Consider the following 20,790-nt stretch of genomic DNA (forward strand, 5'->3'; position numbering starts at 1 on the left):
GTGCGGTCCATGGTTTCATTGTACCAGCGCCGCAACCCTTCTTTAAAAGCAGCGGTGTTCCCATTTGCCTCCTCATAAATGCCGGTCACATTTTTTGCTGTACGCTGCTGCATGTGCAGGGTGTTCAGCTTCAGGGCGGAGGCTATCTTTTCATCGTCCGTATTTCCCATGCCCATTTCTATGAGCATGCGGATGAAGGTACTTACGAAGTATACATCTGTAAGGTAAGAAGGGCGCGTTTCTGCAAACGGTGAGCGCCGCTCGGCCTTGGCAAGATATTTAATGGAAGGATGCTCATAAAAACGGCCGGCCAGGCTGTTCTTAAAATTGTGGTTAGGGAAAAGGAAAAACCAGCGTATTGCATTCACGATATTGCTCCAGCGATTGCGCCATTTATCCCGCCTGGCATAATAACCATCATTCAGCATTCTTTCCAGCGCTACGCGCAGCAAAAGGGAACGCAGGTTAAAGGTGGTTGATAACAGCTCGCCCAGGAGGCTGGCCAGCAGGCTGTATAGAAGATAAATGAGGGTGAGCCCTATCACCACATTTAGTACGGGGGAATCGAACATCGGTAAAGGTAAATTTACTGCTGATTGGGATCAAAAAAATATTTCAAGCTGATCGGTTATATAGGGATGCAAAAATGATAACGCTCATAGTCCGCTATCTTAACCTGTTACCTGGATAAAAGTAGTAATAAAAAAACAAAAGCCGTAAAATTATTTGGGCTTAAAAGCGTAATGCACGGGTATCTAACGCCCGGGATACCCTGGTTTTTCCGGGACCTAACGTGCATGTTTATAGTTTTTTTATTTTCTTTACAAGCAAATCATTTTATCATGAAATACCGGCTTTTGCTGCTGCTGATCTGCTTTGCGCTGCCCGTACTGGCGCAGGATACTACTACTTACCTGGAGCAAAAAGATATTTTATACCGCAGCGGAGAGCTTACGGATTATATGAAAGAGCGCTGCCGGCTGGATATTTATTACCCGGCTAAACAGGCCAATGCACCCGTGATCGTATGGTTCCATGGCGGCGGCATAACGGGCGGCAGCAAAAACATTCCGGAAGAACTGAAGCGCCATAAAATGATCATCATTGCGGCCAATTACCGCCTGAGCCCTAAAGTATCCTGCCCGGCTTATATTGAAGATGCAGCCGCTGCAGTAGCCTGGGTGTTTAACCATGCAAAGGAATACGGCGGCGATACCGCTAAGATCATTGTGTCCGGCCACTCTGCGGGCGGTTACCTGTCAGAGATGATCGGCCTGGATAAGGAATATTTATCCAGGTATAATATTGACGCCAACCGCATTGCGGCCCTGTTCCCGTTTAGCGGGCAGGCTATCACACATTTTACCGTGCGCAAGGAAAAGGGCATCCGGGATACACAACCTATTATTGATAAGTATGCACCTTTATACCATGTGCGTGCAGATGCGCCGCCCCTGTATCTTTACACGGGCGACCGCGAAATGGAAATGCTGGGACGCTACGAAGAAAATGCCTACCTGGCCAGGATGATGAAGCTGGCCGGCCACAAAAGAACTTACCTGTATGAGTTTGATGGTTTTGGCCACGGAGATATGCCAGGCCCGGGTTTTCTGCTCATGCTTAAACAGCTGGGCGATCTTTGGAGATCCAGGCCATGAGACTGTTATTCAACAGGGCGGAATAATTCCAGCAAATGCGTAAGCGCCTGTGGTGAATGTAAGATGGCAGTTTGTTCCAGCGTCATTTGTGCTATTTCAGCGGCTCTTGCGCGCATTTGTTTTTCATAGGCTGCTATGGCGGCGTGCGTATCTGCAAAATCATCACTCAGCAGGCATTCCGCCAGCTCCAATGCATCTAGCATGGCCATGTTCACGCCTTCACCGGCATAGGGCGGCATCAGGTGCGCAGCATCACCCAGCATGGTAAGGTCAGGTAATGCTTCCCAGGTTTGATCAACCGGCATACAATATTGCGGGCGGGGTATAAATGCGGAGCTTGCGTGTACAAACAGATCGTCCCAGATAGGCGCCCAGCCTGCAAAAGCTGTTTTAAACCAGGCCAGCACCTGCGCTTTATCCGCAAAATCGATCCCGCTGTTCTTTACCCAAAACTCATCTGCATTAAAACCTATTAAAAACGAAAGGCTGCCATCTCCTTTTGAGCTGATGATCAAAGACTTTTCATCTCCCATTGTAAAGATCTTTCCGCCACGTAAAAGCTGATGAATGTGAGGGATGGTATTTGCCGAATCATACACAGTACCTTCCACGGCCGTAACACCCACATAAAAAGGCTTTACAGCAGTCATGTAAGGGCGGATCTTAGAGTTAGCCCCGTCTGCCGCAATCACAAGATCTGCATAAGCAGCAGTACCGTTCTTAAATTCAATTTTAATGGAAGATGCCTGCCTTTCCAGCGATGCAAAATTGCTGTCCCATACCACGGTACCGGGCTGCAATGAATCCAGCAGGATGTCGCGGAGCGGGCCGCGGTCTATTTCAGGGCGGGCGTTTTCACCTTGTTCAATGGAAAATTCGTCCAGCAGCATGTTTGCCTGTTTATCTGTAACACACAGCTTATCTGCACCAGGGCGATAACTGGCATTGAATGCTTCCATTAAACCGGCTTTATGCAGCGCCTTTAAACCGGAATCATAATGCAGGTCCAGCGTAGTGCCCTGCACCCGTGTGCTCCTGCTCACATCCCGCTCATAAACTTTTACACTGGCGCCGTTCATTTGTAAGATCCTTGCCAGCGTTAGCCCGCCTGGACCGCCACCTACAATGGCGATCTGCTTGTTCTTAATTGTTTTCATTATGGAGTGTTTTTAAATTATTTCATCATGCCCTTTATTACAGTGGCGCAGCATTCCAGCAGCACCTTTTCTGTAATGATCTGTTTAGGCCTTTCGGTATAGTCAAAGTATTCACTCACCAGCTCCAGCAGCACGGGGAATATCATTGCGCGGTATACATCAAAATGAAAGTTCTTAATAGTACCTGCTTTAATATTGGCTGCTATGAAACGGTGAATGGGCGCAAAGTACTGCCCCTGTTGAATGTGCTGCTGCTGGTAAGCTTTATTTAATAAAGGCGAGGTTCTGCTGTATTGCAGCAGTGCAAAAGCGGGCCGGTTATTTTTCAGGTACTGGAAAGTATTTGTCCAGATCTTTTTTACTCCGTCCGCAAAATCCATCTGCTCATCAAAATCTTTTAAAACGGCCTGTTCGTATACTTCCAGCACTTCATTAATAAACAGCTTAACCAGGAAATCTTCTTTGTTCTCGTATTTGATATAAATGGTACGGGGTGAAACATTGGCTGCTTTAGCCAGCTTTTGCATGCTTAAATTTTCCAATCCTTCATTGGCAATAATGTCCAGCGCAACGGTGCGGATGGCTTGCTCTTTTTCTAAATTTTTAGGCCGCATACCTATGTTTTTATTTACCGGACAAAAATAAGTAAACGTTTATTTACTTACAAATATTTCTATGAACTGGAAATTAAGCTACTATAAATCAACCCGTAATAAATAATATACTATTAGCTTTTGAGGGAATATCCTATCAGGCCATTAAGGATAAGCGGTTGGATGCTTTAAGTTTAGTTCACTAATTTCGCCTCCTTAAACCTATGTCATGAAATTACCCTTGTTAACTTTTACCCTGCTGGTGTCCGGCATTTTTTCAAACGTGTGTTTTGCCCGGCCGTTTGCAGCTGAAGATCCGGCATCACCGGCCGCTACCAACCTGACCATATTTGGCCGTGGTACTTACCCGGGTGAGGACAGTACTTACGAACATTTAAAACAGTCGGGGTTCACCACCGTGATCCTGTCCAGCTTTTATATACGTTCCAATGGCGATCTGTATTCCGGCGATGACAGCCAGCATCCTATCATTCACGATGGTAAGTATGTGGGCAACCCGGAATGGCTTAAAAGAGTAGCTTCTTTAAAACAGGGCAAAACTTCCATTACCCGTATTGAGATCCTGTTTGAAGGCCGGTGGTATAACCAGCCGCCGAACACGTATGATTATATACAAACCTGGGCCAATGATTCAACCGCTCCTGCAGGCGTGGTTACCGGCACCGGCGCCAACAGCACCCTGTATAAAATATGTAAGGTATTAAAAGACGAAGTAGGCGTTGACGCTATTTGTATTGACGATGAATCAGTTTACAACGCCATTTCCATTATACGCTTAGGGACCATGATCGGTAAGCTGAACATGCACATGACCCTGTGCCCGTATACCAAATTTTCCTATTGGAAAGGCATTCTTGACGGATCAAAGAAAGGGCTGATAGATGCCATCTATGTACAATGTTACGACGGCGGTGCGCGCAATACGCCCGGCCCCTGGAAAACACACCTGGCCACGAATGTGCCCATTTACCCGATATTCCTTTGCCGCGGGGCATTCAGCACCTGCGCCACTGATCATAACAGTAAATCACCGGATGAGATCAAAGCAGAAATGATCCGGTTTAAAAAGGAGTACCCGGATATGACCGGCGCCGGCATCTGGCAAATGGCCGATGTAAACAAATATGTGAAGATGGATTGCGCTACGCAAATGCCGGAATCCGGTAAAGCTACTACTGTAAAGGACTTCCTGGCGGATCTGAGGAAGAGTTTGACGGAGGGGTTGTGAGGAATGTAAAATGATAAATGTAAAAGTGGAATGCAGCGAATATGGGACTGCATTCCACTTTTACGTTTATCGCTTTCTATTTTATTCCCAGCTTCTGTTTTGCCGGTATCAGCAGGTCGTCACAATTGGCGGCTACCAGAATATCTTTTGAGCTGTCCAGCACACAGGCATATCCTTTTTCTGTTGCCAGGTCCGATACCGCTTTTTTTGCTTTTGTGAGGATGGGGGTGATAAGCTCCTGCTGGCGGGCAGCCAGCTTTTGCTCCATCCGCATTTTATACTCTTCAATATTATTTTTAGCTGTTAACAGCTCCTTTTCCTTTATCTCCCGGATATCGGGATTCAGCGAGGCGCTCTGTTTCTCATAAGCATCTACCTTGGCCTGGAAATCGGTCATTAACCCCTGTACGGTTTTTACAATTCCCTGTTCATATATCCGCAGGGTATCATAAGCCTGTTTTGCTTCCGGCATGCCGGAAACCAGCTGCTGCAGATCAATGTAGGCGATTTTGGATTGAGCCGTAATGTGTGTGGTGGTAAAGGTGATAAAAAAGCATAGGAATAAAAAGAAGGTACAATTTTTACGCATAACTGTTGATTAAGGTGATGCTGTAAATTGTACAATCATGTTCAAATAAAAAGTTAAGATAACGGTAAAGGAACGTTAAGCTATGGTTTAAGCTTTGCCCTTTCATACTGCAGCGGCCATTGCAGATCATCCTGCAAAGCAGTGGCAGCATGCATCGGGAAATAAGCATCACGCAGGCTTTGCCGCGCTATAAAAATGAGGTCAGCCTGCTCTTTTTCTAAAATAGCTTCTGCCTGCTCCGGCGTAGTAATAATGCCCACTGCGCCCGTAAGGATACCGCTTTGTTTTTTGATCTGTTCCGCAAATCCCACCTGGTAGCCGGGTGCAACGGGGATCTTAGCCGCAGCTACATTGCCCCCGGAAGAGGCATCTATCAGATCCGCTCCTGCTTCTTTTAAGATCATAGCCAGCTTTACGGAATCTTCTATGGTCCAGCCGCCTTCCGTCCAGTCGGTAGAGGAAATGCGCACAAATAAGGGTTTCCCTTTTTCCCATACCTGCCGCACGGCCTGCACTACGGCTACCACTAAACGAACCCTGTTCTCAAAAGGGCCGCCATATTCATCGGTACGCTGGTTGCTGAGCGGTGAATAGAACTGGTGTAATAAATAGCCATGCGCGGCATGGATCTCGATCACATCATACCCAACCTGTATAGCACGTGCAGCCGCTGCCCTGAAATCGCTGATCACCTGTTGAATGCCTGCCTGGTCCAGTGCCAAAGGCGCTTCCTGGCCATCCTTAAACGGTAAAGGGCTTGCGCTGAAGGTTTGCCAGCCATTTGCCGCATTTGAAGGGATCTGCTGCCCGCCTTTCCAGGGCACCTCACAGCTGGCCTTACGGCCTGCATGCGCCAGCTGAATGCCGGCTTTTGCACCCTGCCCGTGCAGGAAAGCTACGATCTGCTGCAGCTTTACACATTGCTCATCTTTCCAGATGCCCAGGTCTCCGTAGCTGATGCGGCCTTGCGGACTTATTGCTGTAGCCTCCTGCATAATTAAACCTGCACCGCCTACCGCACGGCTGCCCAAATGCACCAGGTGCCAGTCAGTGGCAAAACCATCTGTGGCCGAATACTGGCACATGGGTGAGATGGTAATACGATTTTTAAAAGTGGTATTCCCGATAGTGATGGGCGATAGTAATTTGCTCATGGTCCCTTGATATTAAAGCCTAATAATAAGACAAATCCTCTAATTATCATGTAGCCGGGGCTGGTGCTGTACTAACGGCCGCCCGCCATCAAATAAAAAGAGGCGTCTCTTACTTTGAGACGCCTTCTTTTACAAATAAGTTACCTTCCTTTAATTAGTCTACGCAGGTTCTTGCAATGGTGAACGGACCCGTGCCACATTCTACATACCAGGTTTTACAGTTCCGGTCAAAGGTTTCAATGGAACCGCCTTTCAGCGTTTGTTGCCTGTCTTTGCTTAAGCTGGCAATCCGGATCTTCGATAGCGATAGTTTTTTTGATGGGATCTTTTTCATGATGCTTTTTTTAGGGGAAAGGATATAGATTAACTTCTATAAGTTAGCCCATTTTACAGTGCTTTCCAAGGGATTGCGCAGCCATTTTCAATAATCATATCATGTGAGTGGAAGTGATCAGGTATGACTGAGGATATTCACCAGCTTGCCAAACGGATCCTGTACAAAAAAGCGCCGTACACCCCAGGGCTCATTTACCGGGCCATATGTTATATGAAAACCAGCTTCCTTCATACGGTTATAAACCACTTCCAGCTCATCAACCTCAATCGACAGATCCGGCACCGGCGTACCGCTTCCTCCCTCTGTAGCAAAACTTATCTGAACAAGCATATGCGCCTGAGCCCCATAGGTAACGATCCAGCCATGATCCATTACAATATCCAACTCCAGGATCTCCTCATAAAACCGTTTGGCAGCTGATACCTCCGTAGCCGGTATGTTGGCAACAATCCGTTTAACTTTCATAGTGTTGCGTAAATGATTGCTGCAAATCTTCAAATTTTAACCTGGAAAAACAAACAGAACGGAATGAGCATCAACACAAAAGCCGCCCTGTGGAGCGGCTTTGTAATAAGAACATGTTACAATCATAGAATGAGTTACAACAAGCTATAAGGCTATAGGATAGGGATAGTTATCTACTTTTAACACTGTAAAGATACCCGCAGCATATCATATCTTTATCACATGTAGATGTTATGGGAAGCGGAAAATTCACGCACAGGTTTCTTCCTGTAATATGATCTATACACCTCAAAACTAAATGCTTGCAGCTGAAATAAAATTCAATAGTGTCACTCGAACAATTATCACATGTTTTTTCATACAACTAATACCACATCGTCTTTCTCTGATGCTGGCAGCAACGGCCAGCGCGAAATATGTTGCACCAAATGTTGTCACCTGTAAAACAGGCTTAATAAATAAGTACTGTGAATATTTTATGCGTGCTGCCGGCTAAAACGTTTGGCTGTTGATCTCCTCCTTCAGCTTCATCAGTTCCTCCTTGGCTTTATTCATTTTCCTATGCCACCTGCTCACCCTTTTATCTTCTTTTTGCGTTTGCTGTTGTTGCTGCTGCTGTTGCTGGACTACTATATTATTCATATTCACCGGCGGCTGCCGTGTACTTTGCTGCGCATTAAAATCATTGATCTTTTTTGCTGCGTTAGTATAGTCGGTCTCAATTTTTGTGATCCGGTTCATATAGCGGTTATACTGCTCATTATTAATACGGCCCTGCATCCGCTTGTTTGACAGTTTTTGCTTCAGGGAATCCTGCTCCTGCTGAAAATTAAATTTCATGACTGCTGCAGCTCGTGTAAGCGGGCTATTATAAGGGTCAAAAGAATAAGCTTTTTTAAACCAGGCACGGAAAACGGTTTGCAGCGTGCTTACATCTTTACCGGTAACCGCCGGCAGCAGGGTTACGTCCTGCATATCCTGCACGCTGGCGGCACTGTCTATTCCCGGCGGACGGCGGTTTTTCACGGCTTGCATCATCTGCTGCAACATACCCTGCTCCTGCAAATAGATCAGGAAGTAATTAGAGACGGCATAATTCACCGTTGCCATACACAGGTTCTTATCTGCGCCGCCATAAAAGTTGCTCCAGTCATATCCCAGCAGCGTTTCCAGGGAAGGTACGGTCTCCCCTATTTCAGCCAGGCGTTTATTGCGCAGATCACCTAGCCGCCAGGTTGTTTTATTACCCAGCAATACATCATTCTCCCAGTGGGAATTGGAATACAGGCACGCGATACCTTCATCCAGCCAGGCCGGAATATCGCCTGCATCGCCACGGATCACCAGGTGCCAGAGCTCATGATATAAGGTGCCGATGGTGGATGGATCATCTTCCGCAATACCCAGCAGGCTGAGGTCTGATAAAATGGAATAACCCAGCGGGTCATTGCCTATCTTAATACGGTGCACATCCTGCGCGGCAGCCTGCAATGCGGCCTGCGAAGGCAGCAGGTATACTGTTATAAATTTATTCAGTGGCCGCAGGGAATAATGTGTTATGTAAAAATTATACGCACGTTCCAGGCTGCCTGCTACACGCTCCAGGTTTTCTGCGTTGTAGGATCTGTCTTTTAAAGTAACCAGTATAAACCGTTTGTACACTTTGGCTTCATAGGCAGACGGCAAAAAGCTTTTCAGCTTTGCCAGCGCCGTATCTGGCTGGTCCAGGTTAAAAATGTGCGCAGCCAGGGTATCATCAGGCAGCATGTTTTCATAATTCACCAGCTCTTTGTTCTCATAACAGCCCTCCGCTAAGTAACCACCCTTCCCTATTCTGCCCCGCACCCCGGCGCCTACTTTGGGTATTGGGATAGTCATTGCCGTTAGCAAAGTGCTGCCGGCAGCCAGGGGTGCTGCTCTGCCGGGCCGGCAGGCATTTTTTTCCTGCCGTATGAATGCCAGTGATCCATCGTCCATCGGGTATTTAGCTAAAATATAGTCAAACCAAATGCCGGATCTGTCATAATACTTATCCATGCAAAGGCTCTTTGCAATAAAATAATCTACCAGGGCGCATTTGCCATACACGCTATCCCGCAGGCGGTTGGCTTCCTTAAACACTTCGCCTGTTTTTCCTTCCTGTAAAAGTTTAATAAGCTTTGCACGGTCTACCTGTATTTGTGAAAGAGCCGTTTTGCATGTCAGCATGACGAGGATAAAAATTAAGATCCGCATAGCTGTTTTTTTAGGGGTGGGAAGATCTTGCCTCTCCTTCTGGAATGGTAAAAGGCAGCTTGTTTATTTTACTGCTGTCTATTTTCCGGGCAGTGCTATCCTGTGCATTTATAAAATTGGCGCCGTTCAGGTATAGCGGCAGATCATTCACATTTACCTCTCCTTTACTGATAATGCTCACCGACATTAATACAGTGCCTAATACGGCAAAGATCACACCTGGGGAGGATGATACTACTTTAAACGTCAATACATCTTTCAGTGATCCTTCTGTCTGCGTCTGATCTTCCTTTAATTTACCAATAATGAACACCGATCCCACAATAGCCAGGATCATACCGGTGAAAAAGCCCAGGTACTTGGTATAAATGGTAGACATGGTAATGATGCCCGCCTGGTTGTAACGTTTATTAATGGTGTATTCTTCCATACGCGCCAGCACATACAATTGCTGATAGTGAAAATCGTTGGTGATGCCGCTGGCCGTATCTGCGGGGGATGGCAGGTTCTTTTCAAAAATGGAGCGCTCCTGCTGGTACACGAACGCTTCAAACTTTTTCATCCGTAAAGTAGCCTGCACAATAAAAACACCTATCAGCACTGTTGGCAAAAGGATCATCCAGGGAAGCAATTTCAGCTGCCAGCCGGCATCCTGCTGTGCGCCATCTGTTGGCGGAGATTTGGGGGAAACATCAGACATAACTAACCGGGGTTTAATTTCTATTAAGGGATAATCGCCTGTACCTAAAATAAAAATTATAATCCAGATTTCAAAACGGGGGGCAGGCAGCCCCGCATATTTTCCGTACCTTACTCCCTCCCATTCTAAACCGATATACATGTTCCAAAAAACAAGCTTTGATATTCCGGCCGGCATTACATTCCTGAACTGCGCTAATATGTCGCCACAGCTGAAAGCTGCCACTGACAAAGGTATTAACGCATTGCACAAAAAACAGCATCCCTGGGTATACCAGGCGGCAGACTGGTTTAATGAGCCGGAGCAACTGCGTGCAGCCGCTGCAAAGATCTTTCAAACTGCTGCGGATAATGTAGCGCTGGTACCTTCTGTAAGTTATGGCATGGCCGCAGCGGCCAGGAATATGCAAATAGCTGCCGGCAAAAGTATTGTGCTGCTGGACCGTGAGTTCCCTTCCAATTATTATGTATGGCAGCAATTAGCGCAGTCGCAGCAGCTGCACATAAAAACCGTAACGCGGGCCGTTGGCGAAAACTGGACCAATGCCGTACTGGCTGCAATAGATGAGCAAACCGGGTTGGTGGCACTTCCCCAATGCCACTGGACAGACGGCGCTTTGCTGCACCTTGATGCCATCAGTAAAAAAACACATGCGCTGGGCATACCGCTCGTGCTGGACCTTAGCCAGAGCCTGGGCGCATATCCCATTAATATTGATGAAATAGCGCCGGATTTTGCTGTTTGTGCAGGTTATAAATGGATGTTAGGCCCTTATGGGCTGGGCTACCTGTATGTTAATCCTGCCTGGCATGAAAAAGGTATACCGCTGGAATATTCCTGGCTTACCCGCAAAGGCAGTGAAGATTTTACGCAGCTGGTAAATTATACGGAGCATTATAAACCCGGCGCGCACCGCTTTGATATGGGCGAGTATTCACAGCTTAACCTGGCGCCCATTGCGCTGGCAGCAGTGGAACAGCTGAATGAATGGGGTGTACAGCCCATCCACAATTATCTTTCCACATTAACCAACAGCATACCTGCACTTTCTAAACAGCTGCCTTTTGTACAATGCGAGGATATTGAGTATGCCGGCCATATGCGCGGCATTATTATACCGGATGCTGCCTATTTACAGGCCATTAGAAAAGCGCTGCCGGAAAACAATATCCATGTAAGCTTCCGCGGTAATGCCATCCGTATTGCACCGCATGTTTACAATGATCAGCAGGATCTAAACCGCTTGTTTGAATGCCTGGGTAACATTCAATTACCCTAACAGATCTTTTGTAAATGTGGGCGCCTGCCGTTTGTGCGATGCCTGCTCATATGCATAGGCCATTGCTATCAGCTGCGGCTCCTGGTAAGCAGTTGCAAAAAAGGAAAAGCCGGCGGGCAGCCCATGCACCAAACCCATAGGCACCGTAATATGCGGAAAGCCCGAAATAGCAGCGGGCGTGGATAAAGAAGGGCCATTGTCATAGTCGCCATTCACCAGGTCAATACAACAGGCCAGGCCGTTTGTAATGCCCGACAAAGCATCCAGCTTGTGCTCCGCCATCAGGTCAGTAATGATCTTGCGGGAGCTGAGCGTTTTCTCTTTTGATTCTGTATATTCTTTGCTGTTAAGGTCTCCTTTGCCATTGGCATTGATCAGGGTTTCCTGTTTAAAGAAAGGCATGGCTTTGGATTCATTGGCTTTATTAAAGGCAATTACATCCTCCAGCGTACGCAGCTTCAGATCGGTACCTGCCAGGTAACGGTTCACTCCATCCTTAAACTCATACAACAATACCTGGAACTCAGCCCGGCGGCCAATAGGTTCCAGGGCCTTTAACAGGTCTACCTCTACCACAGTGGCGCCCTGCGCTTCCAGTACGCTGATGGCCTCTTTTAAAAGCCCCAGCAGGCCAGGGTAAACTTTGTAATGCGATTTTTCTATACCGATACGCTTACCTTTTAAGCCATTCTTATCCAGGAACTTCGTATAGTCTTTCAGGTACTTGCCATCGCTTTCTTTGGTTACACCATCTGCAGGGTCTACACCGGTAAGGGCGCCCAGCAAAATAGCGGCATCCTGTACGGTACGGGCCATAGGGCCGGCTGTGTCCTGCGTGGCTGAAATAGGGATAATGCCGGAACGGCTCCACAAGCCAACAGTAGGTTTAATGCCCACCAGGCCGTTAGTGGATGATGGTGATACAATAGAGCCATCTGTTTCCGTACCTATGCTGATGGCGCACAAATTAGCGGCGGTAGCGGCGCCTGAGCCGGAGCTGGAACCGGAAGGATTGCGGTCCAGGATGTAAGGGCATTTGGTTTGCCCGCCCCGGCTGCTCCATGCGCTGGTAGAATTTTCCGAACGGAAGTTAGCCCACTCGCTCAGGTTTGTTTTACCCAGCAGCACGGCGCCGGCTAAACGTAATTGTTTGATAATAAAAGCATCCTCCTTTGCCTTATTACCGGCAAGGGCCAGTGCGCCTGCAGTGGTCATCATCTGGTCGCCGGTATTAATATTGTCTTTTACCAGTACGGGAATGCCATGCAGCGGGCCTCTTACTTTGCCCTGCTTCCGTTCTTTATCCAAAGCAGCTGCAATAGACAAGGCTTCGGGGTTCAGCTCAATTACGGAATTGATCTTAGGCCCCTGGCGGTCAATGGTTTTAATGCGGTTAATATACAGCTGTGTAATGGAAACGGAAGTGGCCTGGCCCTGCTCCATTTTTTCCTGCAGCTGCGTTATGGTTACTTCTTCCAAAGCAAATGCGGGAGCAGCGGTAGTGGCCCAGCCGCTTAAGCTGGCCGCGGCTACACCCAGGCTGGTGAGGGAGCCGGCTTGCAGGAATTTTCTCCTGTTCATAGTAGGTTCATTTAGGATTAAAATAAGGAATTTATGCCATTATATAGTGGCTATTGTGGCGCAAAAGTTGCTTATACACTCCTGTTATTTAAAACCGGCGAACCTGCGTTTATGAATAATTTCATTAATTTGGCGCCCGCAAACAATCAACAACAAATGAAAAACCTGATTTTCACGGCAGCATGGCTGTCCCTCTTTAGCTTTAGTGCCTGTAAGCACTCGCAACAAACTACTGCTGCTTCCGGAACCGGCGAACTGGAAACCGTACTATCCTTACCGGCAACTGTAAAAACCGGCAGCCCGGTTATGTTAACCTTTACCGTTAAGAACAATACCGGCAAGGCGCTTAGCTTCTGTAAATGGCATACGCCTTTTGAAGGTGCGGGAGGCTTTATGGCGGCTTACCTGGATATTACCGATGCTAACGGCGAAAACGCGCAATACCGCGGCGTTATGGCCAAACGGATCATGCCCCCACCTGCTGAAGCCTACATAAAAGTGCCGGCGCATGAAAGTGTAACTGCAACCGTGGATATACTGAAAGGATATGCTGTTACCAAACCTGGACAATACAAAGTGGTATACCAGGCCGGCGGCATGAGCGGCTTAAATAAAGTGAATGAGGCCACTTTTACGGTAACAGAATAAAGAATTAATAATTAATAATGAATAATTAATAATAATGGAGGCAGGCACTTCATTGAACTACTATTGTAACATTATGAGCTGCGTGAAAAACTCATAATTCCATGAACAATTTCCCTACGATTATTAATTATTCATTCTTAATTATTAATTAATGAAAAAACCCGCCATCCCGGCGGGTTTTTTCCTGATTGCATGGTTCCCGTATACTATTTTTCTGGTGCTATGACTTTTACATTCTTTAATGCCGAGCTATCCCTAACTTCCTCGCTGGCGGTTTTTACAATCACATCGTTTAAGGCTAAATCGCCAAAGATCTCTGTCCTGTTATCCACACGGCGGCCGGTTTTCACGGGTACCCAGGCCGCTTTATTATCAGCTACTTTTATTACGTATACACCCTGTGTTGAATTCAGCACTGCGCTGGAAGGCACCACAAAAGCGCCGGCATCTTCACTGGTTAAAGGAATAGATACTTCTGCTACCATACCGGGCAACAGCTTCTTGTCCTTATTCTCCACATCCATTTCTATGCTTTGTGCACGCAGGCGCTCATCCAGCACACCGGACAAACGGCTTACCCTGGCTTTGAACTTTTGATTAGGTAAGGATTTAGCGGTAAAATCCACTTCACTTTTATTACCCAGGTAACCAATATATGCTTCGGGCACGCTTACCACTAAACGTAATTTCTTTTGTTCCTGCAGGGTAAAGATCGGCAGGTCTGAACCCTTGCCGGCCGGGCCTACATACGCTCCGGCGCTCACATTCCTGCGGCTGATAACCCCACTGAACGGTGCGCGGATCTCCAGGTAATTACGGTTAGCCCCTACCTCGTTATAAGATGCTTTGGCCGCATCCAGCTGCGCCAGGTCTGACTTTTGTTTGGCAAAAGCAATATCCAGGTCGTTCTGCGAAACAGTGCCCGGCGTTTTGCTGGTTTCCAGTAAACGGTCGTAAGTAGCTTTGCTGGACAGGTAAACTGCTTCCTGTGATTTCAGGCGGGATTCTGCGCCGGATAGCTGGGAGTTCACCTCCGGTGCCTCCATAGTTACCAGCAGCTGGCCTGCGCTTACTTCACTCCCCACATCCACATACAGCTTTTTCACAAAGCTGCTTACCTTGGCATATAAGTCAACACGCTGAAAAGCAACCAGCTCACCGGGGATCTGGATGGAGGATGACAGCTCCCCTTTTTGCAGGGTAAAGGCTTCCAGGGCCGGTGCAGCGGCAGCAGCGTCCTTCGTTGGTTTCTCGTTCTCCGCCTTTGAAGAGCCACAGCTCTGCAGGATCACCGCCAATACCATCGCCGGTAAAAACAGCGGGACGGCTTTTAATACTGGGTTCATAAAATGAATTTTATTTGCTTTTATATGCTCGCTCATAATCATTATGCTTTAACAGGTATAAAGTGAATGCTGTCCTCATCTTCCGGATCCAGGGATACGCTTTGGGTAGTGGTTCTGCCCTGTCCCCATGCAAAGGCCAAAGGCAAAATAAACAGCGCCGCAAAGGTGGAGGCTATCAGCCCGCCAATTACCGCGCGGCCCAAAGGCGACGACTGATCGCCGGCTTCACCCAGGCCGCTGGCCATCGGTATCATACCAACCACCATTGCAAGGGCAGTCATTAAGATAGGACGCAAACGCAGGGCAGCAGCCTCTTTGGCCGATGTTAGCGCATCGCCGTTGTGTACACGGATCTGCTCTGCATTAGTGATCAATAACACCGCGTTGGAAATAGATACCCCTACAGACATGATCATACCCATGTAAGACTGCAGGTTCAGCGTAGACCCGGCCAGCATCAGCAGGCTCAGGGAACCTAACAGCACCGCCGGTACGGTAGCCAGCACAATGGCCGATACTTTGAACGACTGGAAGTTAGCCGCCAGCATCAGGAATATCACCACAATGGCCACGATCAAACCGCTTTGCAAACTATCCAGCGTATCCGTTAAGGTGCTGCTTAAACCTATCAGCTCCACATTCAGCCCGCGGGGTATATCGCCCAGGGAAGCAATAGCCTTGCGTACATCAGCGGAAGCCGCTCCAAGGTCTTTATTATTCAGGTTAGCCGTTACCGTTAATATCGGTAAGGATCCCAGGTTATCATTTTCCCCGTAGGTAAGGTCCGGTGTAATGGTGGCCACATCGCTCAGGATGGGGCGTGCCGTGTTACGCAGCAGCGGAATTTCACCTATATCATTCTGGCTGGTGATCTGGTTTTCCGGCACCTGCACCTGTACGTTGTAGCTCAGGCCCGCACGCTCATCTACCCATATATTCTTTTCCGTTAAACGGGATGAGGAGGTGCTGGCTATCAGGGAACGGGTAACATCGTTCAGGTCCACTCCCAGCTGCGCAGCGCGTACCCTGTCAATATTAATGTTCATGGCCGGGTAGTGGATAGACTGGCCCAGCTGCACATCGCGCAGGTAAGGGATCTGTTTTAACTTCTCCACCATCTTTGCTGCATACTGCTCATTCAGCTTTTTATTACGGCCTGCAAAACGTACTTCTATCGGTGTGGGCGATCCCTGGCTCAATATTTTATCCGTTAATTCTATCGGCTCAAAAGAAAGCTGTACCTGCGGATCTATGTTGTGCATACGGTCCCGGATCTTATCTTTCAGCTCATCCAGGTCGGTTTTATAATGCTCGCTTAACGCTACCTGCAATACAGATTCATGCGGGCCTGCCATCCATAAGAAGATGGGCGCTGTGGAAAACAGCTGCGGGTGCAGGCCTACAAAGGCAGAGGTAATAGACACGTTCTCCTTCCCTACTATATCATTCACCGCATTGGTAAGCTGTATGGTCTTTTTCTCTGTTTCCTCAATACGGGTACCATCCGGGGCGCGCATACGTACCTGGAACTGGGAGCCGTTCACCTTCGGCAACACATCGCGGCCAATGTTGGTGATCAACAGGTATACGATACCGGAAACTACCAGCAGGTAAGCTATTACAATAGGTTTGCGGTAAGGCATCATCCTGTCAATAAAACGCAGATACCGGTTACGCAGCTTGTCAAAGCGGCTCAGCTTTCCGTTGTTATGACCAGGATGTTCTACCAGTGCTTTCTTCTGATCCCAGGTGCTTTCACCTGCATGCAGGCCGGAGGCTTCAAATTCTTCCTGCTCTGTAAGCGGCTTGCCATCCGGACCTTTGTGGTGTTTCACCTTCATGATCCAGTTGGCCATTACCGGTACAAAAGTTTGCGCCAGGAAGTAGGAAACGATCATACTGAAACCAATGGCCAGCGCCAGCGGCAGGAACAAAGACCCCGGTATGCCGCCCATTGTAAATGCCGGTGCAAATACCGCCAGGATACAGAACAGTATCAACAGCTTGGGGAAGGCAATTTCCTTACAGGCATCCCAGATAGCCAGGGCCTTGGGTTTGCCAAGATCAAAGTGCTGGTGTATGTTCTCAATGGTTACCGTACTCTCATCCACCAATATCCCAATGGCCAGCGCCAGGCCGCTCAGCGTCATGATATTAATGGTTTGCCCGAATAAGCTCAGGAACAGCACGCCCGATATAATGGAAGTAGGAATGGTTAAGATCACGATCAGCGCCCCGCGCGGGTCGCCCAGGAACAACAGCACCATTAAACCCGTTAGCACAGCGCCTATGGCGCCTTCAGTCAGTAAGCTTTTTACAGAGTTTATTACGTATACGGACTGGTCAAACTCATAGCTCAGTTTCACATCATCGGGCAGCTGTGATTGTATTTTAGGCAGGGCCTTTTTCAGGTTCTGCACTACTTCCCAGGTAGAGGCATCGGCAGCTTTTGCAATATCCAGGTACACAGAGCGGCGGCCGTTAATGAGTGCATAGCTGGTGGTCACGTCGGCGCCATCTTCTACTGTAGCCACATCGCGCAGGTAAAGGTTTTGCACCCCGCTTTTAAAGAGGGGAATATTTTCAAAATCTTTTACCTGTTTAATGGTTGTATTGGCAGGGGTAATGTAGTTCTTATCGCCAATGCGCACGTTGCCGGAAGGCGCTGTCTGGTTATTGAGGCGCAGCGCTTCCACCAGCTGGTCCGGCGTCATGTTATGAGAGCGTAACAGCTCCGGGTCTGCTTTAATTACCACGGTGCGGATGTTACCGCCAAAAGGCGTAGAGCCCACCAGGCCGGGAATAGAGGTAAAGGAAGAACGTACGTATACGTTGGCCATATCCAGCAGCTCGTTATTACTGCGCTTGTCGCTGCTAAGCACCAGCTGTCCTATTGGCAAGGTAGATGCATCAAAACGTATTATGAATGGCGGGTTGGAGCCCGGTGGAAAAATAGCCTGGATACGGTTTGAGAATGCACTCACTTCCGCTGCAGCCTGCGCCATGTTGGTGCCGGGGTAAAAGTTGATCTTGATCAGTGTTAAGCCCTGGATATTCTTGGTTTCAATACTTTTTACCCCGTTCACATATAACAGGATGTTAATGTACTGCTTACCAAAGAAAGATTCCATCTGCGTGGAGGTATAACCACCAAACGGGTGCGAGAGGTAGATCACCGGCATATCCAGCTTTGGGAAGATGTCGATCTTGATCGTTGTCACGGCTTTAATACCAAAGAAGAATAGTCCGGCCACCAATACCAGGATGGTAATTGGCTTACGAAGTGCAAAACGAATGAGATTCATAATACTGTTGTGTGAATGATCAATACCGGTTCCTAAAACTACTGCCTATCAAAGTTGTCCTTCAAACAGGTTAAAATCACCGCTGGCGGAAGCTTTCAGCAACAAGGCCTGCCATACATTGCTGTAGGCGATATCGCGGTCGGTTTCTGCGCGTATCAAAGTGTATAATGCCTGTGTAACATCTACCAGGTTGGTGAGGCCATTTTTATATAATACCGATTTCTGTAAAAACGCATCTGAAGCGGCTTTCACCTGTATGGGCGCTTCATTGTAATTATCCAGCGCATTGCTGATCTTAGTATCGGACAGCTTTAACTGTGCACGGATCTGCTGATCCGCCAGCTCATACTCTGCCTGTAATCCTTTGCTGACCAGCTTTTGCGACTTCACCTGCTGGGAGATCCGTAAAGGCTGCGTTATGTTCCAGGTAACGCCTATACCAAAAAGATAGTTGGTGCGGGTAGGTTTTACGCCATCCCAGTACGACTGCTTATAAGCATCCAGGTTAGTAGCGTTATAGGAAGGATCAAAGCCGGAGCCGCGTGTTTGCAGCACGCCTACCAGAGAAAATACCGGGTAGTTGAACGTATGGTAATACTTTGCCTGCTCATCGCTTACGGCTATACGGCTTTTAAACCATTGCAGGGTGGGATGATTTTCAATAGCGGCAGAATCGGCCAGTACAGCCGGTACGCGTGCTACAAAAAAAGTATCCAGGTTAAAGTCCTGCGCCGGTACGCCCATCAGCTGCGCCAGCTGGTTGGATTGTGTTTGCTGAAAGTCCAGCGCGCGGGTAAGCGCGATCTTTGCATTGGACACTTCTGCATTGGCCTGTGATGAATCCACCCCGGGATTTAAACCATTCTTTACGCGGGTTACCACCACGCGGCGGAAAGTATCTGCCCGGTTCAGGTTCTTCTGGTATGACAGCGTAAGCTTTTGTGCTGCCAATAAATTCAGGTAAGCGGCTGCTACCCTAATTTCCTGTTGAAAAATTTCTTGCTGCCAGTCCTTGGTATCTCTGGTAGCAACCGCTTGCACTGATTTGATCTTTTCTTTGGCGCGGCCAAAAGCAAAGAAATCCCAGTTAATATTAGTAAGGTATAATCCGCCGAAAGCGGCATTCCAGTTCTGATCAGGTAAAGGCTGGCCTGCAGAGGCAACCGCCAGGCCGCCAAAGCCATACAGCGGGCCGTTTTGACCGTTAACGGTACCATAATCCTGCTGTGCAGATACATTCAGGTTAGGCAGGTAATCGCGCTTTGCCTGTACCACACTTGCCTGTGAAGACGCTGCATAACTGGATTTAGCTTTGATCGTTCCATAATTATTGACGGCCGTTTGAATTGCATCTTTCAGCGTAAGGGTTTGTTGTGCGCTTAACAGAGAGATGTTGGCAACAATAAAAAATGGAAGGATCAATAAAAATTTCTTCTCAAACATGAACGGGCGATTTTGCAATGTATTCATTTACGAAAGCTATAAATCCAATTGCAAAATGACTACATCTTTTTGAAGTAATTTTGAAGTAAGCGCGTTTTTTAAAAAAATGATCGGAAATTTTTTGGGGCTGTAATCCTTTATGGGCAAGGCTTACGCAGGGCATGTTATCAAGCATGCCTGCTATTGATTTAGATAGTAAGGTGGAATTTATGCAAGGGCCGGCGTCCGGTTATCCTGCCGGTTAAGCTTCACTTCTTCCCGGGTTCTGGGTTGAAAATCTACTTGTAATATATGTTGTTGGTTCCTGTATTGGTACGATACACTAAAGCCGCTTACTTCGCAGATCTGCTTTACGATGGATAAACCCAGGCCTACGCTCTCACTGCACTGGTTACTTTTCTTAAAGCGCTGGAACAGCTCCTCCGTGGGCATTACAGGCGGCAGGCCGGTATTCTTTACCGTTAGCTGCTTCTGCGTCAGGGTAAGCTCAATGCTGCCATCCTGCACGTTATGGCGAATGGCATTGCCCAGCAGGTTATTCATCAGCATGTCTGCCATCACCGGATGGATCTTCAGCAAAATGCCTTTATCGATCTCCGTTCTTACAGAAATATTCTTCATCTCAATGCGGTCCTCATAGGCCGCCAGCACATCTTTAGCTATTTTACAGAATTTGATCTGCTCTGAAACCGTGTACTCGTTATTTTCCAGCTTAGCCAGCAAGGTAAGCGAGCGGTTGATCTTGGAAAGCTTTTCAATGGCGTTCTGCATATCGCCCAACAGTAAAGCCTGTTCTTCTTCAATAGCGGTTTCACTTAACAGCTCTACCTTATTGCGCAGCACCGCCAGGGGCGTTTGCAGCTCGTGGGAGGCATTCTCGCTGAACTCTTTGATAGCGCAGTATTCATCCACCGCTTTATCCGTCATTTTCTGTAAAAAGGAATTAAGCTCTTTGAACTCCCGGGTGCCGCTGGAAGAGAATTGTACCCGGTTCTTTACATTAAAACCCTGGATGGTTTTTATGGTCATACGCAGAGAATGCAGGATGCGC

18 protein-coding genes are annotated in these 20,790 nt (G+C 47.7%); 4 read left to right on the forward strand and 14 right to left on the reverse strand.

The features are described 5' to 3' along the window. Window positions 1-572, reverse strand: a 572-nt coding sequence (locus VIM87_RS19965) for a hypothetical protein (protein WP_331998707.1), incomplete at its 3' end; no start/stop codon positions are given. A 270-nt stretch (window positions 573-842) separates the two neighbouring features. Between VIM87_RS19965 and VIM87_RS19970 the strand changes: the two genes are divergently transcribed. Then, entirely contained in the window at window positions 843-1,658 is an 816-nt protein-coding gene (locus VIM87_RS19970) for an alpha/beta hydrolase (RefSeq protein ID WP_331998708.1), read from the forward strand. Window positions 1,659-1,663: 5 nt separating this feature from the next. Here the strand turns inward: VIM87_RS19970 and VIM87_RS19975 are convergent, their stop codons facing one another. Then, window positions 1,664-2,815 carry an NAD(P)/FAD-dependent oxidoreductase gene (locus VIM87_RS19975; protein WP_331998709.1) on the reverse strand — a complete coding sequence of 384 codons (1,152 nt, stop codon included), beginning with the start codon at window positions 2,813-2,815 and terminating at the stop codon, window positions 1,664-1,666. 17 nt (window positions 2,816-2,832) lie between these two features. Continuing rightward, entirely contained in the window at window positions 2,833-3,429 is a 597-nt protein-coding gene (locus VIM87_RS19980; protein ID WP_331998710.1) for a TetR/AcrR family transcriptional regulator, read from the reverse strand. A 208-nt stretch (window positions 3,430-3,637) separates the two neighbouring features. On the opposite strand from VIM87_RS19980, the gene VIM87_RS19985 reads away from it, so the two are divergent. Beyond that, window positions 3,638-4,657, forward strand: coding sequence for a hypothetical protein (locus tag VIM87_RS19985; RefSeq protein WP_331998711.1), 1,020 nt, complete (start codon window positions 3,638-3,640; stop codon window positions 4,655-4,657). 76 nt (window positions 4,658-4,733) lie between these two features. Here VIM87_RS19985 and VIM87_RS19990 read toward each other — a convergent pair whose 3' ends face one another. The 6 genes from VIM87_RS19990 to VIM87_RS20015 all read right to left on the reverse strand — a co-directional run bounded on the left by VIM87_RS19990 (window position 4,734) and on the right by VIM87_RS20015 (window position 10,137). Further along, window positions 4,734-5,246: an OmpH family outer membrane protein gene (locus VIM87_RS19990; RefSeq protein ID WP_331998712.1), complete on the reverse strand. Its 513-nt coding sequence runs from the start codon at window positions 5,244-5,246 to the stop codon at window positions 4,734-4,736. A gap of 80 nt (window positions 5,247-5,326) precedes the next feature. Continuing rightward, complete coding sequence (locus VIM87_RS19995) at window positions 5,327-6,400, reverse strand: NADH:flavin oxidoreductase/NADH oxidase (protein ID WP_331998713.1); 1,074 nt, start codon at window positions 6,398-6,400, stop codon at window positions 5,327-5,329. A gap of 154 nt (window positions 6,401-6,554) precedes the next feature. Beyond that, a complete protein-coding gene (locus tag VIM87_RS20000) occupies window positions 6,555-6,734 on the reverse strand; it encodes a class I lanthipeptide (protein ID WP_331998714.1) in 180 nt (59 codons plus the stop codon). A 117-nt stretch (window positions 6,735-6,851) separates the two neighbouring features. Next, the gene (locus VIM87_RS20005) at window positions 6,852-7,202 is read right to left on the reverse strand and encodes a VOC family protein (protein WP_331998715.1); all 351 of its coding nucleotides are present in this window, start codon (window positions 7,200-7,202) and stop codon (window positions 6,852-6,854) included. A 492-nt stretch (window positions 7,203-7,694) separates the two neighbouring features. After that, window positions 7,695-9,410 (reverse strand): hypothetical protein, encoded by a 1,716-nt coding sequence (locus VIM87_RS20010; RefSeq protein ID WP_331998716.1) that lies wholly within the window; start codon window positions 9,408-9,410, stop codon window positions 7,695-7,697. A 37-nt stretch (window positions 9,411-9,447) separates the two neighbouring features. Beyond that, on the reverse strand, window positions 9,448-10,137 hold the full coding sequence (locus VIM87_RS20015; RefSeq protein ID WP_331998717.1) for a hypothetical protein: 690 nt from the start codon (window positions 10,135-10,137) through the stop codon (window positions 9,448-9,450). A 139-nt stretch (window positions 10,138-10,276) separates the two neighbouring features. Here VIM87_RS20015 and VIM87_RS20020 point away from each other — a divergent pair, with 139 nt between their 5' ends. Then, the gene (locus VIM87_RS20020) at window positions 10,277-11,416 is read left to right on the forward strand and encodes an aminotransferase class V-fold PLP-dependent enzyme (protein WP_331998718.1); all 1,140 of its coding nucleotides are present in this window, start codon (window positions 10,277-10,279) and stop codon (window positions 11,414-11,416) included. Here VIM87_RS20020 and VIM87_RS20025 read toward each other — a convergent pair. After that, a complete protein-coding gene (locus VIM87_RS20025; RefSeq protein ID WP_331998719.1) occupies window positions 11,408-12,997 on the reverse strand; it encodes an amidase in 1,590 nt (529 codons plus the stop codon). The genes VIM87_RS20020 and VIM87_RS20025 overlap by 9 nt on opposite strands. A 156-nt stretch (window positions 12,998-13,153) precedes the next feature. On the opposite strand from VIM87_RS20025, the gene VIM87_RS20030 reads away from it, so the two are divergent. Beyond that, window positions 13,154-13,645 carry a hypothetical protein gene (locus tag VIM87_RS20030; RefSeq protein ID WP_331998720.1) on the forward strand — a complete coding sequence of 164 codons (492 nt, stop codon included), beginning with the start codon at window positions 13,154-13,156 and terminating at the stop codon, window positions 13,643-13,645. 206 nt (window positions 13,646-13,851) lie between these two features. On the opposite strand, the gene VIM87_RS20035 is transcribed toward VIM87_RS20030, so the two are convergent. The 4 genes from VIM87_RS20035 to VIM87_RS20050 form a co-directional block, all read right to left on the reverse strand. Further along, window positions 13,852-14,991: an efflux RND transporter periplasmic adaptor subunit gene (locus tag VIM87_RS20035; RefSeq protein WP_331998721.1), complete on the reverse strand. Its 1,140-nt coding sequence runs from the start codon at window positions 14,989-14,991 to the stop codon at window positions 13,852-13,854. Between the two features lie 41 nt (window positions 14,992-15,032). Next, window positions 15,033-18,296, reverse strand: a complete 3,264-nt coding sequence (locus VIM87_RS20040) for an efflux RND transporter permease subunit (RefSeq protein ID WP_331998722.1) — start codon at window positions 18,294-18,296, stop codon at window positions 15,033-15,035. 48 nt (window positions 18,297-18,344) lie between these two features. After that, window positions 18,345-19,739, reverse strand: coding sequence for a TolC family protein (locus VIM87_RS20045; RefSeq protein WP_331998723.1), 1,395 nt, complete (start codon window positions 19,737-19,739; stop codon window positions 18,345-18,347). 207 nt (window positions 19,740-19,946) lie between these two features. Further along, window positions 19,947-20,790 (reverse strand): HAMP domain-containing sensor histidine kinase (locus tag VIM87_RS20050; RefSeq protein ID WP_331998724.1); only part of this gene is annotated, 844 nt, incomplete at its 5' end.

This window comes from Chitinophaga sp., assembly GCF_036569125.1.
GTDB lineage: Bacteria > Bacteroidota > Bacteroidia > Chitinophagales > Chitinophagaceae > Chitinophaga.